Raw genomic sequence first — 19431 nt, 5'->3', positions numbered from 1 at the left:
CGTCCTTACGCCAGAGTCATCAGGGTGTCGCCGACCGCCACCGCGTCGCCGGCTTTCACCGCGATACCGCGCACGGTGCCGGCCTGCGCGGCGCGGATTTCGGTTTCCATCTTCATGGCTTCCAGAATCAGCAGCACCTCGCCTGCGGCCACCGTCTGGCCTTCGCTGGCCAGCACCTTCCAGATAGTGCCCGCCAGCGGGGCGGTCACCGGGGTGCCGGCGCCGGCCGGGGCGGCAGCGGCGGGTGCAGAGGCAGGAGCAGGAGCAGCCGCCGTCAGCTGGCTGACGTCACCGCCGTCGCTGACTTTGACCACAAAGGCTTTGCCTTCCACCTCCACGGTGTAGACGCCGGAGGCGGCAGGTTTTTCTGCTTTTGCCACTGGCTGCGCGGCTTCCGCCTGCGGTACCGGCTCAAAGGCCGCCGGGTTGTGGCGGTTTTCGAGGAACTTCAGGCCGGGCTGCGGGAACAGCGCCACGGTGAGCACGTCGTCGATGGCGTTTTCGGCAAGCGTGATGCCCTTCTCCTGTGCCTGGCGTTTCACATCCGCTTCCAGCTGCGCCAGCTCCGGCTTCAGCAGGTCGGCCGGGCGGCAGGTCACCGGGTCGGCGCCGTCGAGCACCCGCGCCTGCAGGGCGGCGTTCACCGGGGCCGGGGTGCGGCCGTACTCGCCTTTCAGGATACCGGCGGTCTCCTTCGCGATGGTTTTGTAGCGCTCGCCGGTCAGGACGTTGAGCACCGCCTGGGTGCCGACAATCTGCGAGGTCGGGGTCACCAGCGGGATGAAGCCGAGGTCCTCGCGCACGCGGGGGATTTCCGCCAGCACCTCATCCAGACGGTGGGCGGCGCTCTGCTGCTTCAGCTGGCCTTCAAGGTTGGTGAGCATCCCGCCCGGCACCTGGGCGACCAGGATGCGGCTGTCGGTGCCTTTCAGCTGGCCTTCGAAGGCGTGGTATTTTTTGCGCACCTCGCGAAAGTACGCGGCGATGCCCTCCAGCCTGTGGATATCCAGCCCGGTGTCATATTGCGTGCCGGCGAGGGTGGCCACCAGCGCCTCGGTGGCCGGGTGGCCATAGGTGGCGCTCATCGAGGAGATGGCGGTGTCGACGCCGTCGACCCCGGCTTCAATGGCCTTCAGCAGGGCCATCTCCGCCATGCCGGTGGTGGCGTGGCAGTGCAGGTGCAGGGTGACGTCGTAGCGCTTCTTGATTTCGCTGACCAGCTCAAAGGCGGCATGCGGCGTCAGAATGCCGGACATGTCCTTGATGGCGACGGAGTCAACGCCGGTCTCCAGCAGCTGTTCGGTGAGGTCGAGCCAGGTCTGCAGGGTGTGGGCCGGGCTGGTGGTGTACGAAAGCGTACCCTGGGCGTGGGCGCCGTGCCGGCGGACCGCCTGCAGGGCGGCCTGCATGTTGCGCGGGTCGTTCATGGCATCGAAGACGCGGAAGACGTCCATGCCGTTTTTGACGGCGCGCTCCACGAAGCGCTCCACCACGTCGTCGGCGTAGTGGCGGTAGCCGAGCAGGTTCTGACCGCGGAGCAGCATCTGCAGCGGGGTCTTGGGCATCGCCTTTTTCAGCTCGCGCAGGCGGACCCACGGGTCCTCGCCGAGAAAGCGGATGCAGGCGTCAAAGGTGGCGCCGCCCCAGCACTCCAGCGAGCGGTAGCCGACGTCGTCCAGCTGAGCGGCAACGGGCAGCATATCGTCGAGACGCAGACGGGTGGCGAACAGGGACTGGTGGGCGTCGCGCAGGACGACATCGGTAATGGCAACGGTCATGAATTCCTCCGTGAATTAAGGGTGAAGACGGCGATGGTGGTGAATGGCGGCGACAATCGCCGGCTTCAGGCGGGCGAAATCGTCGGCGGGCGCGACGGCGGCCGGCGCCGCTGCGGGGCGGCGGACGGCTCAGGAAACAGGCGATTGACGGCGAGGGACATTCCCCGGATGGCGAAAATGAGCAGCAGCAGGAACACCAGCACAAAGCCCATGCCGAGAAACATCAGGGTGAAGCCTTCGCCTAACAGGATGGCATTGTCAGTCATAAAATGGCCTTTGGGGGGAGCGCAATAATGGCTTACGGTAGCCCACGTCAGCAGAGTGGATTTCCCCGGACCGCCTGGTCAGAAGCCTCGGTTAAGCAGTCAGCTGCCGCTGCCATTACTGCGCGATATATTCAATCGGGGTTATTTAATAAAGCTCACGTGTTTGCAGATTTCATCGGCGACAATTTCTTTGCGCTGATTAAAGATCACTTTATTCTGCTCAAACAGGTTATTGCCGTGAGTATCGATCGATACAATTAACGGCCCGAACTCTTTCACCCGGCAAACCCATAACGTTTCTGGCATGCCTAAATCACGCCATTGCGCATCTTCAATCTCTTCCACACAGACCGCGGCGACTACCGCGCAGCCGGCAGGGAACACACAGTGCAAGGCTTTATGTTCCATACAGCCCTCTTCGGTTCCTTTGCCCATACCGCCTTTGCCGACGATTAATTTCACACCGGTCTTAGCAATAAATTCTTTTTCAAATTTTTCCATGCGCATACTGGTGGTTGGCCCAACGGAGACCATTTCAAATTTATCTTCCGTACCTTTAATCGGGCGCACAATGGGCCCGGCATGTAATATCGCGCCACCAGCAACGTTTACCGGTAATTCACGTCCGCCCTCAATTAAGCGACGATGAGCCACATCACGGCAGGTCACAATATGGCCGTTGAGATAAATTATATCGCCCGCTTTAATATCCGCTAAATCTTCATCTTTAATGGGCGTAGTGAGTATTTTTTTAGTCATCAGAATGCCACTCCTGTGTGAGACGTAATGGTGTAGTTCAGGTCTTTATCGAAAACGATATGTCCTTTACGGTGCGACCAGCAGCCGACGTTGACCGCCACGCCAATAGTGGAAGGGTGGCGTGCGGTATTTTCGATATTGACGCCCATCACGGAGGTATTGCCGGACATTCCCTGCGGGCCAAGGCCAATTTTGTTGATGCCGTCTTCGAGCATTTTTTCCAGCAATGCCGCACGTTCGTTGTCATTGTGCGAACCAATCGGACGCATCAACGCTTTCTTCGACAGCAGCGCCGCGGTTTCTACAGACGTCGCCACCCCAACGCCAACCAGCAGCGGCGGGCAGGCATTCAGGCCATAGCTGGTCATCACATCCAGCACGAAGCGAGTCACCCCTTCATAGCCAGCGCCCGGCATCAATACCATCGCTTTACCCGGCAGCGAGCAGCCGCCGCCAGCCATATAGGTGTAGATGCTGCACTGGTCGGAATTCGGAACGATCTCCCAGAATACCGTCGGCGTCCCTTTGCCGACGTTTTTGCCGGTGTTGTATTCATCAAAGGTCTCCACGCTGTTATGACGCAGCGGGGAGTCGATGGTAGCTTTGATTACCGATTCGCGCAGCAGCGCTTCCAGCTCGCCGATCAGCGGGAAGTTGGCGCCGCACTCCACCAGAAACTGGATCACGCCGGTGTCCTGGCAGGAAGGACGATCCAGTTCTTTCGCCAGACGTTGGTTTTCAATCATGGTGGTGAAGATCACATCGGCCAGTTGACTGATCTCTTTCTTATGCAGATCTTGCAGCTTTGCCGTGACGTCATCAGGCAATACTTTGCCGGTATATCCCACGAACCTGGCCATAATGTCGGTCATGCGGGATATCTGTTCACTTTTGCTCATAAAGGCTCCTTAGTCAGAACAGCGTCCGTAAATTACGGATGAAAAGGGAAAAGGATTGGCAGCAGGATCAGGCTGACAATGGTAGAAACGATAATTAGAGGAATGCCGGATTTGGCGTAATCGACGAACTTATAGCCCCCGGCCGACAGCACCATCATGTTGGCAGGCATACCGATCGGCGTCGCATAGGCGCAGGAGCTACCGATTACCGTCGCCATCAGTACCGCACGCGGATCGGCGCCCATACCGGCGGCAATCGACAAACTCACCGGCACCAGCAACGCGACGGTGGCGGTATTAGACATAAAGTTGGTCATCACCACGGAGAGGGCAAAGACCACTACCAGCAGCATAAACGGTGAGGAGTTATTACCCAGCAGGCCGATAACCTGATCGGCAACCAGCTTACCCGCACCGGTCATTTCCAGCGCTTTAGCCAGCGCCAGGGTGCCGCCGAAGATAAAAATAGTTTGCGAATCAATGGCTTTATAAGCCTGTTTTTCCGTCAACACGCCGGTGATGACCAGCACCAGGGCACCAATGCAGCCGGCTACCGTCAGACTAATACCGGTCTGTTTTTCGAAAATCATGCCGAGGATCGTGGCGATCAGCACCACCAGGGACAGGATCTGCTTCCAGCGCGGAACGTGGCTGTAATCCCGCTGTTCGCCAATGCTGCCCACCTCACTACTGTTCGAGTTATTAGGCAGAAACTTATAGCCGATGGTTAGGAAATAGAGGATGCCGCAGACCAGCATCGGCAGGCCCACTTTCGCATACTCAAAGAAACCGAAGCCGCTGCCGATATTCTGCAAGGCCGATTGCGCGATCAAGTTACCGGGGGCGCCAATCAGCGACAGGTTGCCGCCAAGCGCGGCAGCAAACACCAGCGGCATCAGCAGACGCGAACGGGTGAATCCCGATTTGGCGGCTACACCGATAACGACCGGGATCAAAACGGCTGCCGTACCGGTATTGGAGAGAAAACCGGACATTACGCCAACCACCATCATAATGATGAAGATCAGCTGCTTCTCCGTTTTGGCGAAGTGGGTGATCACGCCACCGACTTTGTTTGCCATCCCGGTTTCAAATAACGCCCCGCCAACGATGAACATGGCGACAAAAAGAATGACGTTGCTGTCGATAAAACCGGCAAACGCCTGCTTGAGATCCAATACACCGGTGAGCACTAACGCCACACAAACCACCATGGAAGTCACTGCCAGTGGCACTTTCTCCCAGACAAACATGATGATAGCGAACACCAGCAAACATAGGGTGATGGTAATAGGTTCCATACTTATAATTTTTCCTATCAATGATATATGATATTGTATCCAATATTGACGAAGGAGAAATTATTCCCATGCAAAAAGTAAGTCAATGCGTTTTTGCGGAATGATCTCGCAATGAGATGTGCATCAAGATCCTGTGCAGATCGTCACGAAAAGTAACTAATAGCGCAGATAAATGTAAGAAAAGCCAGCCTGTCGCTGGCGGAGGAGCCCTTCAGGTGGTGGTATCGGGCAGGTATCGAGTGAGCATATTTTCCATCGAGCGAATAATATGTTCATGCATTCGCTGGCGGGCCAGTGCTTCGTTATGTTGCTCAAGCGCTTGTAAAATCGCTTTATGTTCGCGAATTGAGATAACGGCATACTCTTCTTCGGTGACTTTATGTCCCATCGACAGGCCGTTCCACATGTTGCAGAGTAGCATCTTCATTTTTTCATTGCCCGCCGCGCTCCAGATCTCCATATGGAAAGCCTGGTTCAGGTCGGAATATTCAGCAGAATTATTATCTGCCAGCGCCTTCTCTGCGGCATAGTGAACCTGGGCGATGCGTGAAATATCGGTCCCTGGACGAGAAGCTTTCGCCACGGCTTCACTTTCCAGTACGGCGCGAATTTCATAATGTTCGCGGATGGTCTGCTCATTAATCCCCAGCACCACCGCGCCTTTATTCGGCCGCACTTGAATCAGACCGTCGGCGGCTAAAATTTGAAACGCTTCGCGTACCGGCATGCTGGAAACGCCAACCAGTCGGGCAATCCCTTCAAGGGTAATCTCCTGCCCTTCCACTAAATCCCGCGACAGGATCGCTTTACGCAACACCGCCGCCACCTGCTCCTTCGCGGAAAGAAGCTTAATTTTCCCTAATTTAGGCTTCTGCACTTTCCCAATCCTTCATATGTTGACGCATAATTTCCGCAAGCATAAGGAAATAACGCTGCGTTGTCTGGGCAATTTTTCCGCCTTCGCCATTGCCGATGGCGTTGGCCAGTTCGCTCAGTATCAGAGCCGATTCCTGGCCATTCTCTTTCAGATAAAGAATGACATAAGAAATATAACCGTCCAAAAATTGCTGATACGCCTTCGCCAGGTAGCGATTATCAAGATAGGAAATCAGCAGCTGATGGAACGCCAGTTCGCGCGTATTCTCTCCCGGACGCGCCAGCTCCTGCGCGCGTGCGCGCAGCACTTCCCCCTGATTCGCCGGCACAAGGGCAAAAAGTTCGGCGGCCATCACCGCAATAACGCGAAAAATATGGCTCACATCCTCCACGGCCAAGGTGGAGACCTGCATATGCCGGTTAGGCAAGCGCACCAGAAACCCTTCCTGCTCAAGAGATTGCAGCGCTTCCCTAACCGGCATACGTGAAAGTCCCAGCTGTTCCGCGATGCTCTCTTGCGTCAGCTCATCCCCAGCCTTCATCGCACCGGAAAGGATCTGGTAGCGAATCATCTGCGCGATTTGGTCCCGGGTCGGCTTTCTTTCAATCTTTTTCACGCTGTCCTCATGGCTGGTGGCTTAAAACGCGGGGATTTTAGCAGATTTGCCCGGCAGCAGGCGCATTGGGGCGAAAAGTGAGGTAATAAAAAGCCGGAACAGCGGTTCCGGCTCTTCTGTTAGGGCGAGATTACTTGTTGACGAAGTCTTCGCCGAGCGCGATATCTTTCTTCAGGGTGTCCAGCATGCCCTCCAGCGCCTGCTGTTCAAAGGCGCTGAGTTTGCCGATAGACTGTCGCTCTTCCACGCCGTTTTTCCCCAGCAGCAGCGGCTGGGAGAAGAAACGCGCATAGTGGCCGTCGCCTTCCACGTAGGCGCACTCCACCACGCCTTTTTCCCCCTGCATGGCGCGAACCAGAGAGAGACCAAAACGGGCAGCCGCCTGGCCCATCGACAAGGTCGCCGACCCGCCGCCCGCTTTCGCTTCCACGACTTCGGTACCGGCGTTCTGAATACGTTTAGTCAGGTCGGCAATTTCCTGATCGCTAAAGCTGACGCCGGGGATCTGCGACAGTAAAGGCAGAATGGTGACCCCGGAGTGACCACCAATGACCGGGACTTCCACCTCGGTTGCCGATTTACCTTTCAGCTCCGCCACAAAGGTATTGGAACGGATGATGTCCAGCGTGGTAACGCCGAACAGTTTGTTTTTATCGTACACGCCGGCTTTTTTCAGTACTTCGGCGGCGATAGCCACGGTGGTATTCACCGGGTTGGTGATAATGCCGATGCAGGCCTGCGGGCAGGTTTTGGCAATCTGCTGCACGAGGTTCTTCACGATACCCGCATTCACATTAAACAGGTCGGAACGATCCATGCCGGGCTTACGCGCCACGCCCGCGGAGATCAGCACTACATCCGCGCCTTCCAGCGCCGGAGTAGCGTCTTCACCGGAAAATCCTTTAATTTTTACATCTGTGGGGATATGACTTAGATCTACCGCCACGCCCGGCGTAACCGGAGCGATGTCGTACAACGAGAGCTCTGAACCTGAAGGCAGTTGGGTCTTAAGTAGTAGGGCAAGCGCCTGGCCGATACCACCGGCAGCGCCAAGGACTGCAACTTTCATCCTAAACTCCTTATTATGGTTAATTTAGTCTTTCGTTATTCCGTCGCCTGGACCTTAATTCACAAGATGAACAATTACAATGATTATGGCTGAAGAATGCATTATTGTGCGTAGCAATAGAACAGCGGCGCACTTTATGCTTCCTGACTGACCATCCAGCAAAGCGAAGTACCGGATCGACTATTGGTTACAATACACCCAGCCAGTTGCGCAAAACAACACCAACTCAATAACATTTCATTTACTTTTACATGGCTTTAAGCGTTGTGATGAGAACATGTTCCTTATACGGTTTTTTTGCTAAAATATGCCCCCTTCATAACATTATTGACCTATCCTTTCGCGGATTATTTGCATAAAAATTCATGGTTATGCATAATGATGTTGATTTTACCACCATAATCTGGGTGACTTATGCGAAGTTCGGCAAAACAAGAAGAACTGGTTAAAGCGTTTAAGGCGCTGCTTAAAGAAGAGAAATTCAGCTCGCAGGGAGAGATCGTCCAGGCGCTGCAGGAAGAGGGCTTCGAGAATATCAACCAATCGAAGGTTTCCCGCATGCTCACCAAATTTGGCGCGGTACGTACCCGTAACGCCAAAATGGAAATGGTCTATTGCTTGCCTGCCGAGCTTGGGGTACCGACCACCTCCAGCCCGCTGAAGAATTTGGTGCTGGATATCGACTATAACGATGCCGTAGTGGTGATTCATACCAGCCCCGGCGCCGCGCAGCTGATCGCCCGTCTTCTCGACTCGCTGGGCAAAGCGGAAGGCATTCTTGGCAGTATCGCCGGGGATGACACCATCTTTACCACGCCTGCGCGCGGTTTTACGGTGAAAGATCTGCACGACGCCATTCTGGTCCTGTTTGAGCAGGAACTCTGAGTAATTCCCCTCTGGCTACCGTCAGAGGGCGACTCCCTTTTCTTTTGCCTCTCCCCCCTTCCGGCACAACAACTATTTAACACTTAGTGTCATTTACGCCGTCTATACGTTCTTTTACTAACGCGAAAATCGTAAAACGCACAAAAGATCAAATTCGTATACCTTTATGAATTTATTAGAAATAAATCTTATCGCTGTCGCTAACGTGTCATTTTTAATTCTTATCCGTTATAAAAAGCGCAATCTATTGTAACTATTAACGCACAAAACAATTAGCATGGTATTAATATTTTTGGTGATTAGTGTATACTTGGTTTTGTGATGAGGGTCACGAAACAAAGACCCCCAACAAAAAGATTCGACGAGGTGAACATCATGAAAATCAAAACCACTGTAGCTGCTATCAGCATCCTGTCCGTCGTGTCGTTTGGCGCTTTCGCCGCTGATATTATCAACAGCGAGCAGGCCCAGGGCCGCGAGGCCATCGGCACGGTTTCCGTCGGCGCGGTAGCATCTTCCCCGATGGATATGCATGAAATGCTGAACAAAAAAGCGCAGGAAGAAGGGGCTTCTTCTTACCGCATTATCGAAGCGCGCACTGGCGACCACTGGCATGCCACTGCTGAGCTGTATAAATAAGTTTTAGACGTCAACGATTAACCTGACAAAAATTCTCTACCGCGGCCCGGCGACATACATCGCCCCGCCGCGGCAAAACAAAGACTGGAGTAAAGATTATGAAACGCGCAATGATCATCGCATCCCTTGGCCTGGCTTCCCTTCTCTCTTTCGGTGCCAGCGCGGCTGTCCAGCAAGTGAACGCAGAGCAAGCCCAAAATCTGCAATCCATGGGCACCATCTCCGTATCCCAGGTAGGTAGTGCGCCAATGGACATGCGTCAGGAACTGGCGGCTAAAGCCGAGAAAGAAGGCGCCAGCAGCTACCGTATTATTGAAGCACGTACCGGCGATAGCTGGCACGCCACCGCTGAGCTGTACAAATAAACCCTCGTCGTCTTATTTCGACGACTTGCCCCGCCTGCCGGGGGCTTTTTTATGCTTGTCGGGCATTAAAACGCAACTCCCCCTCCAGCTCTTCCTCTGCTTCATCAAACAATAAAATCAATGCGCCAAAGCGCCGGCGCTGCTTGTCATTTAAATGGATGAACTCAATATCCAGCGGCAGCGGTAGCAGGCCACCGGTCACTGCGTCCCATAGCGAATCCAGGTTGTTGACCTTATCCTGAGCCAGCTCGAAGGTTCGGGAAAACTCCCGGTAGAAATCCTGTTGTTCGGCGATTTCGTCAAAATCAAACGTATAGGTGGTCATGACAGCCCCTCCCGCTTCTCTTTCTGTCGCCGTTAAGTATAGCGATAAAAAAACCGACGCCTGGGCGTCGGTTTATGGGTTAGCTGCTGGTCAGCACATGCTGATACTTATGCAACATCTCAACCAGTCGCCGTACCGGCTCGGTGACCTGCGGCGAGGCCTCCCAGACCCGCAGCTTCTCCTGATAGACATCAAGCTCCGCCAGCAGCTGGGTAAAATAGCGCCGACGCTTATCATCGCTGCCGGCGGAGATCACATGGTCCGCGGTACGTCGCAGCTGACGATGGAAGGCGGAGAGATCGTCGTTCACCGGCACGGGCGCATCGCGCAAGCGCTGATGGGCGATGATTAACGTCAACGCCAGACGGAAACGGGCGACGTCACCCGGGAATTTATTGAGTAATAAAAACAGCTGCTGATAGAGCGCGGGCAGATGATTCTCTTTGCGACGCGCCGAGTTGGTGGTCAGCGAAGAGACCGCCGCGGAGACAAACTGGTTCAGCAGCACCCGACCGGTTCTGGCCCGGGAGTTATCCCTGACAATGAGAATAACCATCAGAGCGAGGAAACAGCCGACGATCTGCCCCAGCGCGCTATCGAGGAACTGGCTGAACTGGAACTGCATCGGGTTATCCAGCACCAGAATGTTGATGGTGCTCGCCAGCGCCCCCAGCGATCCGAGACGCCTTTTCTGCACTTCGATCCCGATAAAGAACGCCATCGCCGCCAGGCTGATGCAAAGCAACAGCATGCTCTGCTGCGTCGCCGGCATGATCACCAGGAAGTACAAGGTGCCCAACGGTAACGCCGCCAGGGTGCCATAGAGGAAGTCTATCGCCACCATACGCGGGTTTGGCAGGCGCATCGCCAGCGCGGTAACCACGGCGATCATTACCATCGCGCCGCTGCCTGAGGTCCAGCCCGTCCACAGCCAGAATAGCGTTCCGAGAATACAGGAGACAGAGGTGCGCCAGAAGTTCACCATCGCGTGATGACGTTCGGCGGACTCCACTTTAACCACCGTTTCGCCGCGCAACACGCCATCCTCGATACGGCTGATTTTAGTATTCCCCACCACGCCGCGCTTAAGCAGCAGGTAACGCGTGGCGGCGCCCACCCAGCTATAAATCGTGACCGGGGTATTATGCTCGCCTTTCCAGGTCAGGAAGCGGCGCATGCGCTTCAGCTGCTGGTGGACATCCTGCACCGTCTCAACCGGCTCGGCGAACAGCTCGCGATAGTCGTCCGTGACCATTTCCGGGCGTGAGTTCTGAATCAGATAGGTTTCGCAAGCCTGGGTGATAAGGGTTAGCGAAAGGGTGTTGATCGCCTTCAGGCGCTGATTCGCCTTTGCCCAGCGTGAGGATTCCATAATCAGGTTACTACGCATACCTTCCAGCGCCGTAGTGCGGCGTACCAGCGCTCCCCAGGCTTGATCCACTTCCTCTTTTTCACCGTGCGCGACGCATAACTGCATCAGCTTATACTGTGCAATCAGCAGGTTATCGAGCTCGAGGTCGATCTCTTTTTTAATCGAACGCGGCGAAAACAGGAGATCGGCGACGATGGCGCTGACAATACCGATGACAATTTCGCTGCAGCGTTCGACAGCAAACTGCGGCGCCAGCATCGGATTGGTATGGATGGTAATAATGATAATCAGCGCGGTGTACCCGGCCAGCCCCCAGGCATAGGAGTTTTCGACCTTAACCAGCGACGAAACCCAGGTACAAAACCCGGCCCACAGACAGCAGACCAGCATCATCAGCAGAGGCGCGCGGATCATCAGGATGATGATAACCAGCGCCGCAATACAGCCAATAAAGGTCCCGGCAATACGCAACATACCGCGATAGCGGATCGCGCCGGAGTACGGTTCGCCGCCAGCAGCAAAGGCCGGCCCGGCGGCGACGATCGCTGCCGTCAGTACCGCCCAGCGCGGCGTTTCGAGCTGAAAATGGAAACCGACAAACAGCGCCAGCACCACCGCGCATGCAAGCTTAATGGCAAAGCGGAGATGCCGGGGAGCAATGGTATATGTCCCCATAGCGATTAACCAAATTCGCGCAGGCGCATAGCCAGTTTCTGGAAGAAGTTGGCCTGGCTGGTATCACGATCTTCTTGACCGGTGATCACTACCGTCGCCGTGGTGCCCGATGGCCACAGATTCCCCTGCTGGTGATCGAGGCGAATACGCACCGGCACACGCTGCGCCAGACGCACCCACTCAAGGTTGGAGTCGACCGAGGCCATCCCTTTCGAGTCGCTGCTGCTGCTGGCGTTGGTCACCCCCGCAGCGATACTGTCCACCGTCCCTTTAATGGTTTTGCTGCTGCCCAGCGGGGTAATCTCCGCACGATAGCCTGGACGGACGCCCTCCAGTTTGGTCTCTTCCAGATAGGCCATGACGTAAAACGTATTCTCTTTCACCAGCGCCACCGCCGTGGAGCCACGGGTGATAAATTCCCCAGTGTAGACGTTAAGGTTAGTCACCCAGCCATCCGCAGGGGCGCGAATGACCGTCCGCTCCAGATCTAGCCTGGCCAGGTCGCGACTAGCCACCGCTTTCGCCAGCTGATGTTCAACGGTTTGCAGTACGTTGTTCGCCTGATCAATCTCTTCCCGCGACATCGCCTGTACGCCAAGCTTATTACGCCGACCGGCTTCGACGCGTTTTTCCTGAGCTAACGTCTGATAATAGGCGACATCAGCTTCCGCCTGCGCCAGCGCTTTTTGGTAACGAGGTTGGTCAATAACGAACAATACCTGGTCTTTCTTAACCAGTTGGTTATCCTTGACGTTTACCTGAGAAATCAGCCCGGAGACGTCGGGGGCAATCGCCACAATATCGGCGCTAAAGCGCGCATCACGCGTCCACGGCGAGGCGGTGTAATAAACCCAGGCGCGGAAAATCGCCACGAAGGCCAGAATGACCAGTATCACGGTAATGGCAGTACGGAGGATATTTCTTGTTAGTGTTTTCACATCAACCTCAAACGAACAAGCGCGATATCAAATAAAAAAGGCAGCAATAGAGCGCCGTATTAAACAGTGCTGGGTGCCAGACAAAATCGTAAATGCCGGTCGGAACCAGCAGTCGGTGCACCAGCCAAAAGATAGCCAGCGACAAAAGCAACTCGAAGAAGATCGGCGGAAACGATAAGCCGAAAATCACGATGACAGGAAACAGACTCATGATGACCTTGAATAAGAAGCGTACAGGTAGTGAGCAGATGCGTTTATTATGTAGCTAACAATATATTAACGTAACGATTGCCGCATTATCTACAATGTGTGATCTAAATCACTTTTAAGCCAGAGTGAATAATGGAACGATTAAAACGCATGTCCGTTTTCGCCAAAGTGGTCGAATTAGGTTCATTCACCGCAGCGGCCCGCCAGCTTCAGATGAGCGTTTCCTCGATCAGTCAGACCGTCGCCAAACTGGAAGATGAGCTGCAGGTAAAGCTGCTCAACCGCAGCACCCGCAGCCTTGGCTTAACTGAAGCAGGTAAAATCTATTACCAGGGCTGCCGTAGGATGCTGTTTGAAGCGCAGGATGTCCATGAGCAATTATACGCATTTAACAATACCCCCATCGGGACGCTGCGCATCGGCTGCTCTTCAACTATGGCACAGAATGTTCTGGCGCGCATAACGGCGAAAATGCTCAAAGAATACCCCGGGCTCTCTGTTAATCTGGTCACCGGCATACCTGCGCCAGACCTGATCGCCGACGGCCTTGACGTGGTGATCCGCGTGGGCGCCCTGCAGGATTCCAGCCTTTTTTCCCGCCGTCTGGGCTCAATGCCGATGGTATTATGCGCCGCTAAAAGCTATCTGGCGCAGGCTGGCAATCCAGAGAAACCGGCCGACCTTGCCGGACATGCCTGGCTGGAATATAGCGTGCGGCCGGACAATGAGTTTGTCATTATCGCGCCGGAAGGGATCTCGACCCGCCTGACCCCGCAGGGGCGCTTCGTGACCAACGACCCTATGACGCTGGTGCGCTGGCTGACCGCCGGGGTGGGTATCGCCTATGTACCCTTAATGTGGGCGATCGAAGAGATCAACCGCGGTGAACTTGAGATCCTGCTGCCCAGCTATCAGTCCGATCCGCGACCGGTCTACGCCCTGTATACGGAAAAGGATAAACTGCCGCTGAAAGTGCAGGTCTGTATCAACTATCTGACGGAGTATTTTGTCGACGTGGCGAAGATCTATCAGGGCATGCACGGGCGCGGGATCGCCCGGTGAAGCGGTTCCCGGCAGCGCCGGGAACCAGGTCAGGATCAGGCGGTGCCGCCGACGGTAAGGTTATCGACCTTCAGGGTCGGCTGGCCGACGCCCACCGGCACGCTCTGGCCCTCTTTGCCACAGACGCCGACGCCGTTATCCAGGCGCAGGTCGTTGCCCACCATCGAAATCTGCTGCATGGTCTCAATGCCGGAGCCAATCAGCGTGGCCCCTTTCACCGCCTTCGTGACCTTCCCTTTTTCGATCAGATAGGCCTCGGAAGTGGAAAAGACGAATTTACCGGAGGTGATATCCACCTGCCCGCCGCCGAAGTTAGGCGCAAAGATACCGTAGTCGACCGATTCGATAATCTCCTGTGGCGTCGACTGGCCCGCCAGCATATAGGTGTTGGTCATACGCGGCATCGGCAGATGGGCATACGACTCACGTCGGCCATTGCCTGTCGGTGCGACGCCCATCAGGCGCGCGTTGAGTTTATCCTGCATATAGCCTTTCAGAATGCCGTTTTCGATCAGCACGTTGTATTGCCCCGGCGTCCCTTCGTCATCAATGGCCACCGAGCCACGGCGATCGGCGATGGTGCCGTCATCCACTACGGTGCACAGCTCAGAGGCGACTAATTCCCCCATATGGCCGCTAAAGACCGAGGTGCCACGCCGGTTGAAATCGCCTTCCAGCCCATGGCCGACCGCTTCATGCAGCAGGACGCCAGGCCAGCCGGCGCCGAGCACCACCGGCAGCATCCCCGCAGGGGCGGCGACCGCCGAGAGGTTGACCAGCGCCATGCGCACCGCTTCTTTCGCCCAGGCATCAGCCCGCACGTCGCCCTCCTGGGAGGCGAGGAAATAGTCATAACCAAAACGCCCGCCACCGCCGCTGCTGCCGCGCTCACGCTTGCCATCCTCTTCCACCAGCACGCTGACGGAAAGACGAACCAGCGGACGAACGTCGGCGGCCAGAGTGCCATCGGTGGCGGCGACCAGGATCAGCTCATACACCCCGCTCAGGCTGGCTGAAACCTCCTGCACCCGCTGGTCCGCCGCCCGGGCGACTTTGTCTACCCGGCGCAGAATATCCAGCTTCTCTTCCCGGGTCATACTCTGCAGCGGGTCGATGCTGGTGTACAGGGCACGATGCTCTACGGCGCCGAGGGTCTGCACTTTGCCATTGCCGGTGTCGCGCACAATGGTCCGCGCCGCCTGGGCGCTCTGCTCCAGCGCCAGTTTGCTGATCTGATCGGCGTAGGCAAAGCCCGTTTTTTCGCCGCTGACGGCGCGCACGCCTACGCCCTGGTCGATATTGTACGACCCATCTTTAATGATGCTGTCTTCCAGAACCCAGGATTCGTGATAGCTCGACTGAAAATAGAGATCGCCGTAATCGAGGCGGCGCTCGGTCAGTTGACCAAGAATGGCAAACAGGTCCTGATGATTCAGGCCATTTGCCGACAGTAATTGTTCACTTACCAGGTTCAGACTCATCGTTATGCTACTCGTTTGTTGCCGCCTGACAGGCGGAAATACAGAAGGCTATCTATTGAGATTGCGGCAATTCCCGGCAATCGTCAAATCATTGCTTTTTATTGCTGCGCGCCTGGCGCAGCACTTCATTGATCTGCGGCTGGTCAATCGGGCCGGTGATGCGGTAGCGCAGAATCGAAACTTTATTCCACAGCGGACCCAGCACTTTGCTGGCGGCAAATACCGCCGCGCCGACGATGGGGTTGACGGCAAAGGCCGCCGCCACGCCGACGGTCGCGGAGATCTCCGGCGCCACCACCGCCTGCAGATCCAGCTGGCGACGCACCAGATCGACCGACCCTTTCATAGCAATATCCGCTTCAAGGCCATCTACCAGCGTATCATCGGTATGCAGTACGCCATCCTTAATCCATGCCGTACTGTTAATCGAATCGAAGTAAAAGCCTTCGCTGAAGGTATCGCTGAAATCGAAACGCAGTTTACGCAGCAGGGCATCCACACTCAGCAGACGCAGCAGCTGGCCAGCGTGCCCGGTACTCAGGTCGGTAAACTGCCCCTTGCCCAGGTGGCTTTTAATGATGCCATTGAGCGACGCGACATCGGGTGACCAGGGCGGCGCGCGCCAGTGCAGATCGTAGTCGATATCAAACGGCGAATCCTTCACCGGCGTGGAGACGCCAAAGAAATCCGCAAATGCATCCGTCTTATTGCCGTGCAGTCTGCCTTTCAGCGAGGTTCGAACCCCTGAAGGGGCGTTCACCCACACGCCGTTGGTCGTCAGCCGGCCAAACCCGGTATCCACCAGGCCGTTGGAGAGCGTTAAGGTATCCCCTTTGATCGCCACATCCCCATCGATGCGGCCATATTTTTGTCCCCACAGCCAGCATTCCGCGCAGCGTAGCTGCAGATCGGGCCAGCCATGGAAATCCAGCCGCGTCACCGTCTGGGGGGCCACATTCTCTGTTGCGTTCTGGCCGCTGGCGCTGGCCGGATTGAAATAGAGATAACGCACATTTGCCAGCCACGGAGCATTGTCGCGCATCGTCAATGTGGCATTGATCTCACGCCCCTGCGCCTCAACCTGCGAGCCGCCGGCGACCGGCTGGGACATCAGACTGACGTTGTTCCACTGTTGACCCGCGAGGGCCAGCGACGGTGTACGCAGCACAATGCGCGGTGGAAAGAGCACGTTGCTGCTCACTTCATTTGCCGCGCCGTTCTCGAAGAGCGCCAGCCACTGCGCGCCATCCATCGGCGGCAGATTGAGCTCGATACCGGGCTGATCGGGCAGCGGAGAGTACCCTTTGCTGTCAGTGGTAAGGATCGCTCTATCCAGCGTCAGCTTATGATTGAGTAACCAGCGGCTGTTAATATGATTCTTCGCCCCGATGGAGCCGGTCAGGTCGAAGCTGCTCAGGCCGCCGGCGACGTTAATTTTGACCGGAAGGGGTTCGCCGGCGGGCTTACTGACTGGCGAAGGTAAGCGACTGCTCACATTCTTCAGATCGCCGTTGATATCGACCTTATAGCTGGCATTGCCATGGTACGGCAGTTCGATGGCGACCTTGCCATCCCACGGGACGCTACCGCTCAACGCCTCACTCACGGCTTTCGGCAGCAGCCCGGTGCGCGACGGCTGCCAGTTGGCATTCATCCCGACATCCACCAGAAACGCTTTTTCACCTTCGCGGGTGGAAAAATTGAGGTTCAGCGGCTGATTAAACCAGGTCGCGCTCAACGTTTGACTATTGAGATCGCCATTCACAAAGCTGAAATTACCGCTCAGGTTCTGCAGCGTAGTATCTAACGGTTTGATAAACAGGCTATTATTCTGCAGGCGCACATCGCCTTTCGCGGTGGTCATCTCGCCGTCGAGGGGATATTAAGATGTAAGCGAGCGCTCACATCCCCATCCAGCTGCAGGGAATCCAGCGCCGCCCGAGCGACTCTTTCAGCGGCGTAGTATTAAAGTAAGGTCCAACCTCTTTGCCCGGGCCTTTGATATCGGCATCAATCAGCAGTTTTTCCTGCGCATAGTCCGGGATTGCGGCATCGAGATTGCTGGCGGTCACGTTGCCAAGCATCGCTTTATCCGCCCGCATCCACAGGCCGTTGTTGATAAAATTGAGGTCGATGTTCAGCCCGGTTAGCGCCGGCCAGTCCGGTTGGAAGGCAAAAGTGGCGTTCTTCAGCGGAACATAAACCTGGAACTGGCCTTCATTATGCGGATAAGGGAATAGATGCGGATTGCCGCCATACACCAGCGTCGCATCGCTGGCTTGCCCCGCTTTAATCGCGCCGCTCAGATAGTCCACCAGCGCTTTGCCCATCAGATTTTCCGGGAAATAACGCCATGCCTGGCCACCGTCATTGGTGCTGATGCCCGCCAGAATGCCCAGCCAGGGATCGTCCCCCTGCGGTTGCAGATAGCGGAAGCCGCCGCGGGCGCGTACGCCTGTCGCCTGCACGTCTATATCGCGGCCATCAAGCATAAACCCTTTGTCGTTTTTCACCCAACTGAGCGTGGCTTCGCCAGCGGCTATCTCCAGCGGCGCGCGGAAGACGCCGGCATACGGCATCAGCGCCTTCGCCATATGGGCGCGTAATTCCCCGTGCTCAACGCTGCCATTCAGACTGCCGGAGAAGTGCTCTGCCCCAGGCAGGAGTTTCCACTGCTTCCACGCCAGATCGCTCCACTGCGCCTGAAAACGCGTTTTCTCCGTCGCCTGCAGGGGGATATCGAGAGCCAGCAAATTGATTTTGCCGCCAGGCTGCGTGGTTCGCCAGAGTTCGCCCAGAGAAGGCGCCAGCTTATCAGCAAACGGCTGTAACCCGCTCAGGCCGCTGAGGGCCAAATTGCTGGCGCGAATACGTAACTCATCGCTACGCTGACGATCGTCGCCACCAACGTCCTGCGCCGGGATCCACGCCATCGCCAGGGCTCCGCTTGGCCAGGGTTTATCATCGATAGCGATCCGCGTATCGGGAATATAAAAGGCCCAGCTTTGCTTATCATGGGAGAGATGCGCCGTCAGGTTATCCACCGACAAATGATGGACTTCGTTATCGCCCTGCCAGCTGGCGCCCCCTTTTTTCAGCCATACGTCGCCGCTGGCCACATCGCCTTTTTCAATGGTCATCCAGCCTTCGAGGCTGAAGCGGGCGCTTTTCAGGGCGATATTGTCCTGCATCCAGCGTCCCAGCCACGGTTTGACGTCGATATCATCCGCCTGCAGCCAGACCCGGCCTTTATTCAGCAGGCCATCCTCATCGCGAAGATCCATCCGCACCTGCATGACGCCATGCTGGCCGGTGAGGCTGGAGAGGCTGAGCTGCCCCTCGGCGCGATGACGGTTCCTGCCGTTAAGCCATGTCAGTTGCGGAACCGCCAGCTCCGCCCGCTGACCGGAAAGGGTCAGGAAGCTCAGATGGCTGTCGCGCAGAGTAAAGTGATCGAACTGACGTAAAAAGAGATCGCTGATGCGGTCGGTTTTCAGGCTTTCGCCACCGTCATTGGTCTGAATAGGGGTATTGGTATGGACCTGCAGCTGCCAGAAGGTGAGGTCGCGGAACTGCCAGCGCATATGCATCAGGCTCTGCCAGACATCCAGCGCCAGGGTTACGCGCTTGACCGCCATTGTGCCGCCATCTTTCAGCCCGACATGGATATCGCGGGCGTCTAACGTCGGACCAAAAGTCTGCCAGCTGGCGGTGATCTGCGAGGCGTCCACCGGCGTACCGGTGAGGGTGGAGATCTTCTCCAGCAGCTGCGGACGCCAGGCGTCGAGCTGTGGCAACACGAGACGCAAGCCACTCACCAGCAGCGCGACGATAACAATCAATGTTGCCACGGTGAGCAATAAAATCCCGGGCAGTCGCCTCACGCCTCTCTCCTTGTCAGCCGCACAATGACG

General features: G+C 56.2%; 16 protein-coding genes and 2 pseudogenes. 4 read left to right on the top strand and 14 right to left on the bottom strand.

What is annotated here, in order from left to right; genetic code table 11:
- Positions 1-5: 5 nt before the first annotated feature.
- The 8 genes and pseudogenes from oadA to mdh form a co-directional block, all read right to left on the bottom strand.
- Entirely contained in the window at positions 6-1778 is a 1773-nt protein-coding gene (oadA, locus tag LPQ25_RS02430; RefSeq protein ID WP_014906864.1) for a sodium-extruding oxaloacetate decarboxylase subunit alpha, read from the bottom strand.
- 15 nt (positions 1779-1793) lie between these two features.
- Positions 1794-2044: pseudogene (locus LPQ25_RS02425) on the bottom strand (oxaloacetate decarboxylase subunit gamma).
- Between the two features lie 141 nt (positions 2045-2185).
- A complete protein-coding gene (ttdB, locus tag LPQ25_RS02420; RefSeq protein WP_004188410.1) occupies positions 2186-2803 on the bottom strand; it encodes a L(+)-tartrate dehydratase subunit beta in 618 nt (205 codons plus the stop codon).
- A complete protein-coding gene (gene ttdA / locus LPQ25_RS02415; RefSeq protein ID WP_014906862.1) occupies positions 2803-3702 on the bottom strand; it encodes a L(+)-tartrate dehydratase subunit alpha in 900 nt (299 codons plus the stop codon). The genes ttdB and ttdA overlap by 1 nt, the downstream gene beginning before the upstream one ends.
- Positions 3703-3734: 32 nt before the next feature.
- On the bottom strand, positions 3735-5003 hold the full coding sequence (locus LPQ25_RS02410; RefSeq protein ID WP_014906861.1) for an SLC13 family permease: 1269 nt from the start codon (positions 5001-5003) through the stop codon (positions 3735-3737).
- A 211-nt stretch (positions 5004-5214) separates the two neighbouring features.
- Complete coding sequence (locus LPQ25_RS02405; protein WP_004181429.1) at positions 5215-5880, bottom strand: GntR family transcriptional regulator; 666 nt, start codon at positions 5878-5880, stop codon at positions 5215-5217.
- On the bottom strand, positions 5867-6496 hold the full coding sequence (locus LPQ25_RS02400) for a GntR family transcriptional regulator (RefSeq protein WP_004181430.1): 630 nt from the start codon (positions 6494-6496) through the stop codon (positions 5867-5869). Before LPQ25_RS02400 ends, LPQ25_RS02405 begins: the two co-directional genes overlap by 14 nt.
- 130 nt (positions 6497-6626) lie before the next feature.
- Positions 6627-7565 (bottom strand): malate dehydrogenase, encoded by a 939-nt coding sequence (gene mdh / locus LPQ25_RS02395; RefSeq protein ID WP_002918570.1) that lies wholly within the window; start codon positions 7563-7565, stop codon positions 6627-6629.
- Between the two features lie 414 nt (positions 7566-7979).
- On the opposite strand from mdh, the gene argR reads away from it, so the two are divergent.
- The 3 genes from argR to yhcN-B all read left to right on the top strand — a co-directional run bounded on the left by argR (position 7980) and on the right by yhcN-B (position 9454).
- Entirely contained in the window at positions 7980-8450 is a 471-nt protein-coding gene (gene argR, locus LPQ25_RS02390; RefSeq protein ID WP_002918625.1) for a transcriptional regulator ArgR, read from the top strand.
- A 375-nt stretch (positions 8451-8825) separates the two neighbouring features.
- Positions 8826-9089: a peroxide/acid stress response protein YhcN gene (gene yhcN / locus LPQ25_RS02385; RefSeq protein WP_002918626.1), complete on the top strand. Its 264-nt coding sequence runs from the start codon at positions 8826-8828 to the stop codon at positions 9087-9089.
- Positions 9090-9187: 98 nt separating this feature from the next.
- Positions 9188-9454 carry a DUF1471 family stress response protein YhcN-B gene (yhcN-B, locus tag LPQ25_RS02380; protein ID WP_002918627.1) on the top strand — a complete coding sequence of 89 codons (267 nt, stop codon included), beginning with the start codon at positions 9188-9190 and terminating at the stop codon, positions 9452-9454.
- A 49-nt stretch (positions 9455-9503) separates the two neighbouring features.
- Here yhcN-B and LPQ25_RS02375 read toward each other — a convergent pair whose 3' ends face one another.
- The 4 genes from LPQ25_RS02375 to aaeX all read right to left on the bottom strand — a co-directional run bounded on the left by LPQ25_RS02375 (position 9504) and on the right by aaeX (position 12975).
- Positions 9504-9779, bottom strand: a complete 276-nt coding sequence (locus LPQ25_RS02375) for a barstar family protein (RefSeq protein WP_002918629.1) — start codon at positions 9777-9779, stop codon at positions 9504-9506.
- Between the two features lie 79 nt (positions 9780-9858).
- Positions 9859-11826 (bottom strand): p-hydroxybenzoic acid efflux pump subunit AaeB, encoded by a 1968-nt coding sequence (gene aaeB / locus LPQ25_RS02370; RefSeq protein WP_002918632.1) that lies wholly within the window; start codon positions 11824-11826, stop codon positions 9859-9861.
- Between the two features lie 5 nt (positions 11827-11831).
- Positions 11832-12764 carry a p-hydroxybenzoic acid efflux pump subunit AaeA gene (aaeA, locus tag LPQ25_RS02365; protein ID WP_002918639.1) on the bottom strand — a complete coding sequence of 311 codons (933 nt, stop codon included), beginning with the start codon at positions 12762-12764 and terminating at the stop codon, positions 11832-11834.
- 7 nt (positions 12765-12771) lie between these two features.
- Complete coding sequence (gene aaeX / locus LPQ25_RS02360; RefSeq protein WP_002918640.1) at positions 12772-12975, bottom strand: p-hydroxybenzoic acid efflux pump operon protein AaeX; 204 nt, start codon at positions 12973-12975, stop codon at positions 12772-12774.
- A gap of 131 nt (positions 12976-13106) precedes the next feature.
- Here aaeX and aaeR point away from each other — a divergent pair, with 131 nt between their 5' ends.
- Positions 13107-14036, top strand: coding sequence for an HTH-type transcriptional activator AaeR (aaeR, locus tag LPQ25_RS02355; protein WP_002918641.1), 930 nt, complete (start codon positions 13107-13109; stop codon positions 14034-14036).
- A gap of 35 nt (positions 14037-14071) precedes the next feature.
- Here the strand turns inward: aaeR and tldD are convergent, their stop codons facing one another.
- Together tldD and yhdP are read right to left on the bottom strand one after the other, a co-directional pair.
- Positions 14072-15517 (bottom strand): metalloprotease TldD, encoded by a 1446-nt coding sequence (gene tldD / locus LPQ25_RS02350; RefSeq protein WP_004144958.1) that lies wholly within the window; start codon positions 15515-15517, stop codon positions 14072-14074.
- An 88-nt stretch (positions 15518-15605) separates the two neighbouring features.
- Positions 15606-19401 (bottom strand): annotated as a pseudogene (yhdP, locus tag LPQ25_RS02345) (AsmA2 domain-containing protein YhdP).
- Positions 19402-19431 lie beyond the last annotated feature (30 nt).

It is taken from the genome of Klebsiella sp. KPN54798, assembly GCF_021184225.1.
Classification (GTDB): Bacteria; Pseudomonadota; Gammaproteobacteria; order Enterobacterales; family Enterobacteriaceae; genus Klebsiella; species Klebsiella pneumoniae.
The sequence above is the reverse complement of the archived record's forward strand: the minus strand, read 5'-3'. Positions and strand labels throughout refer to the sequence as shown.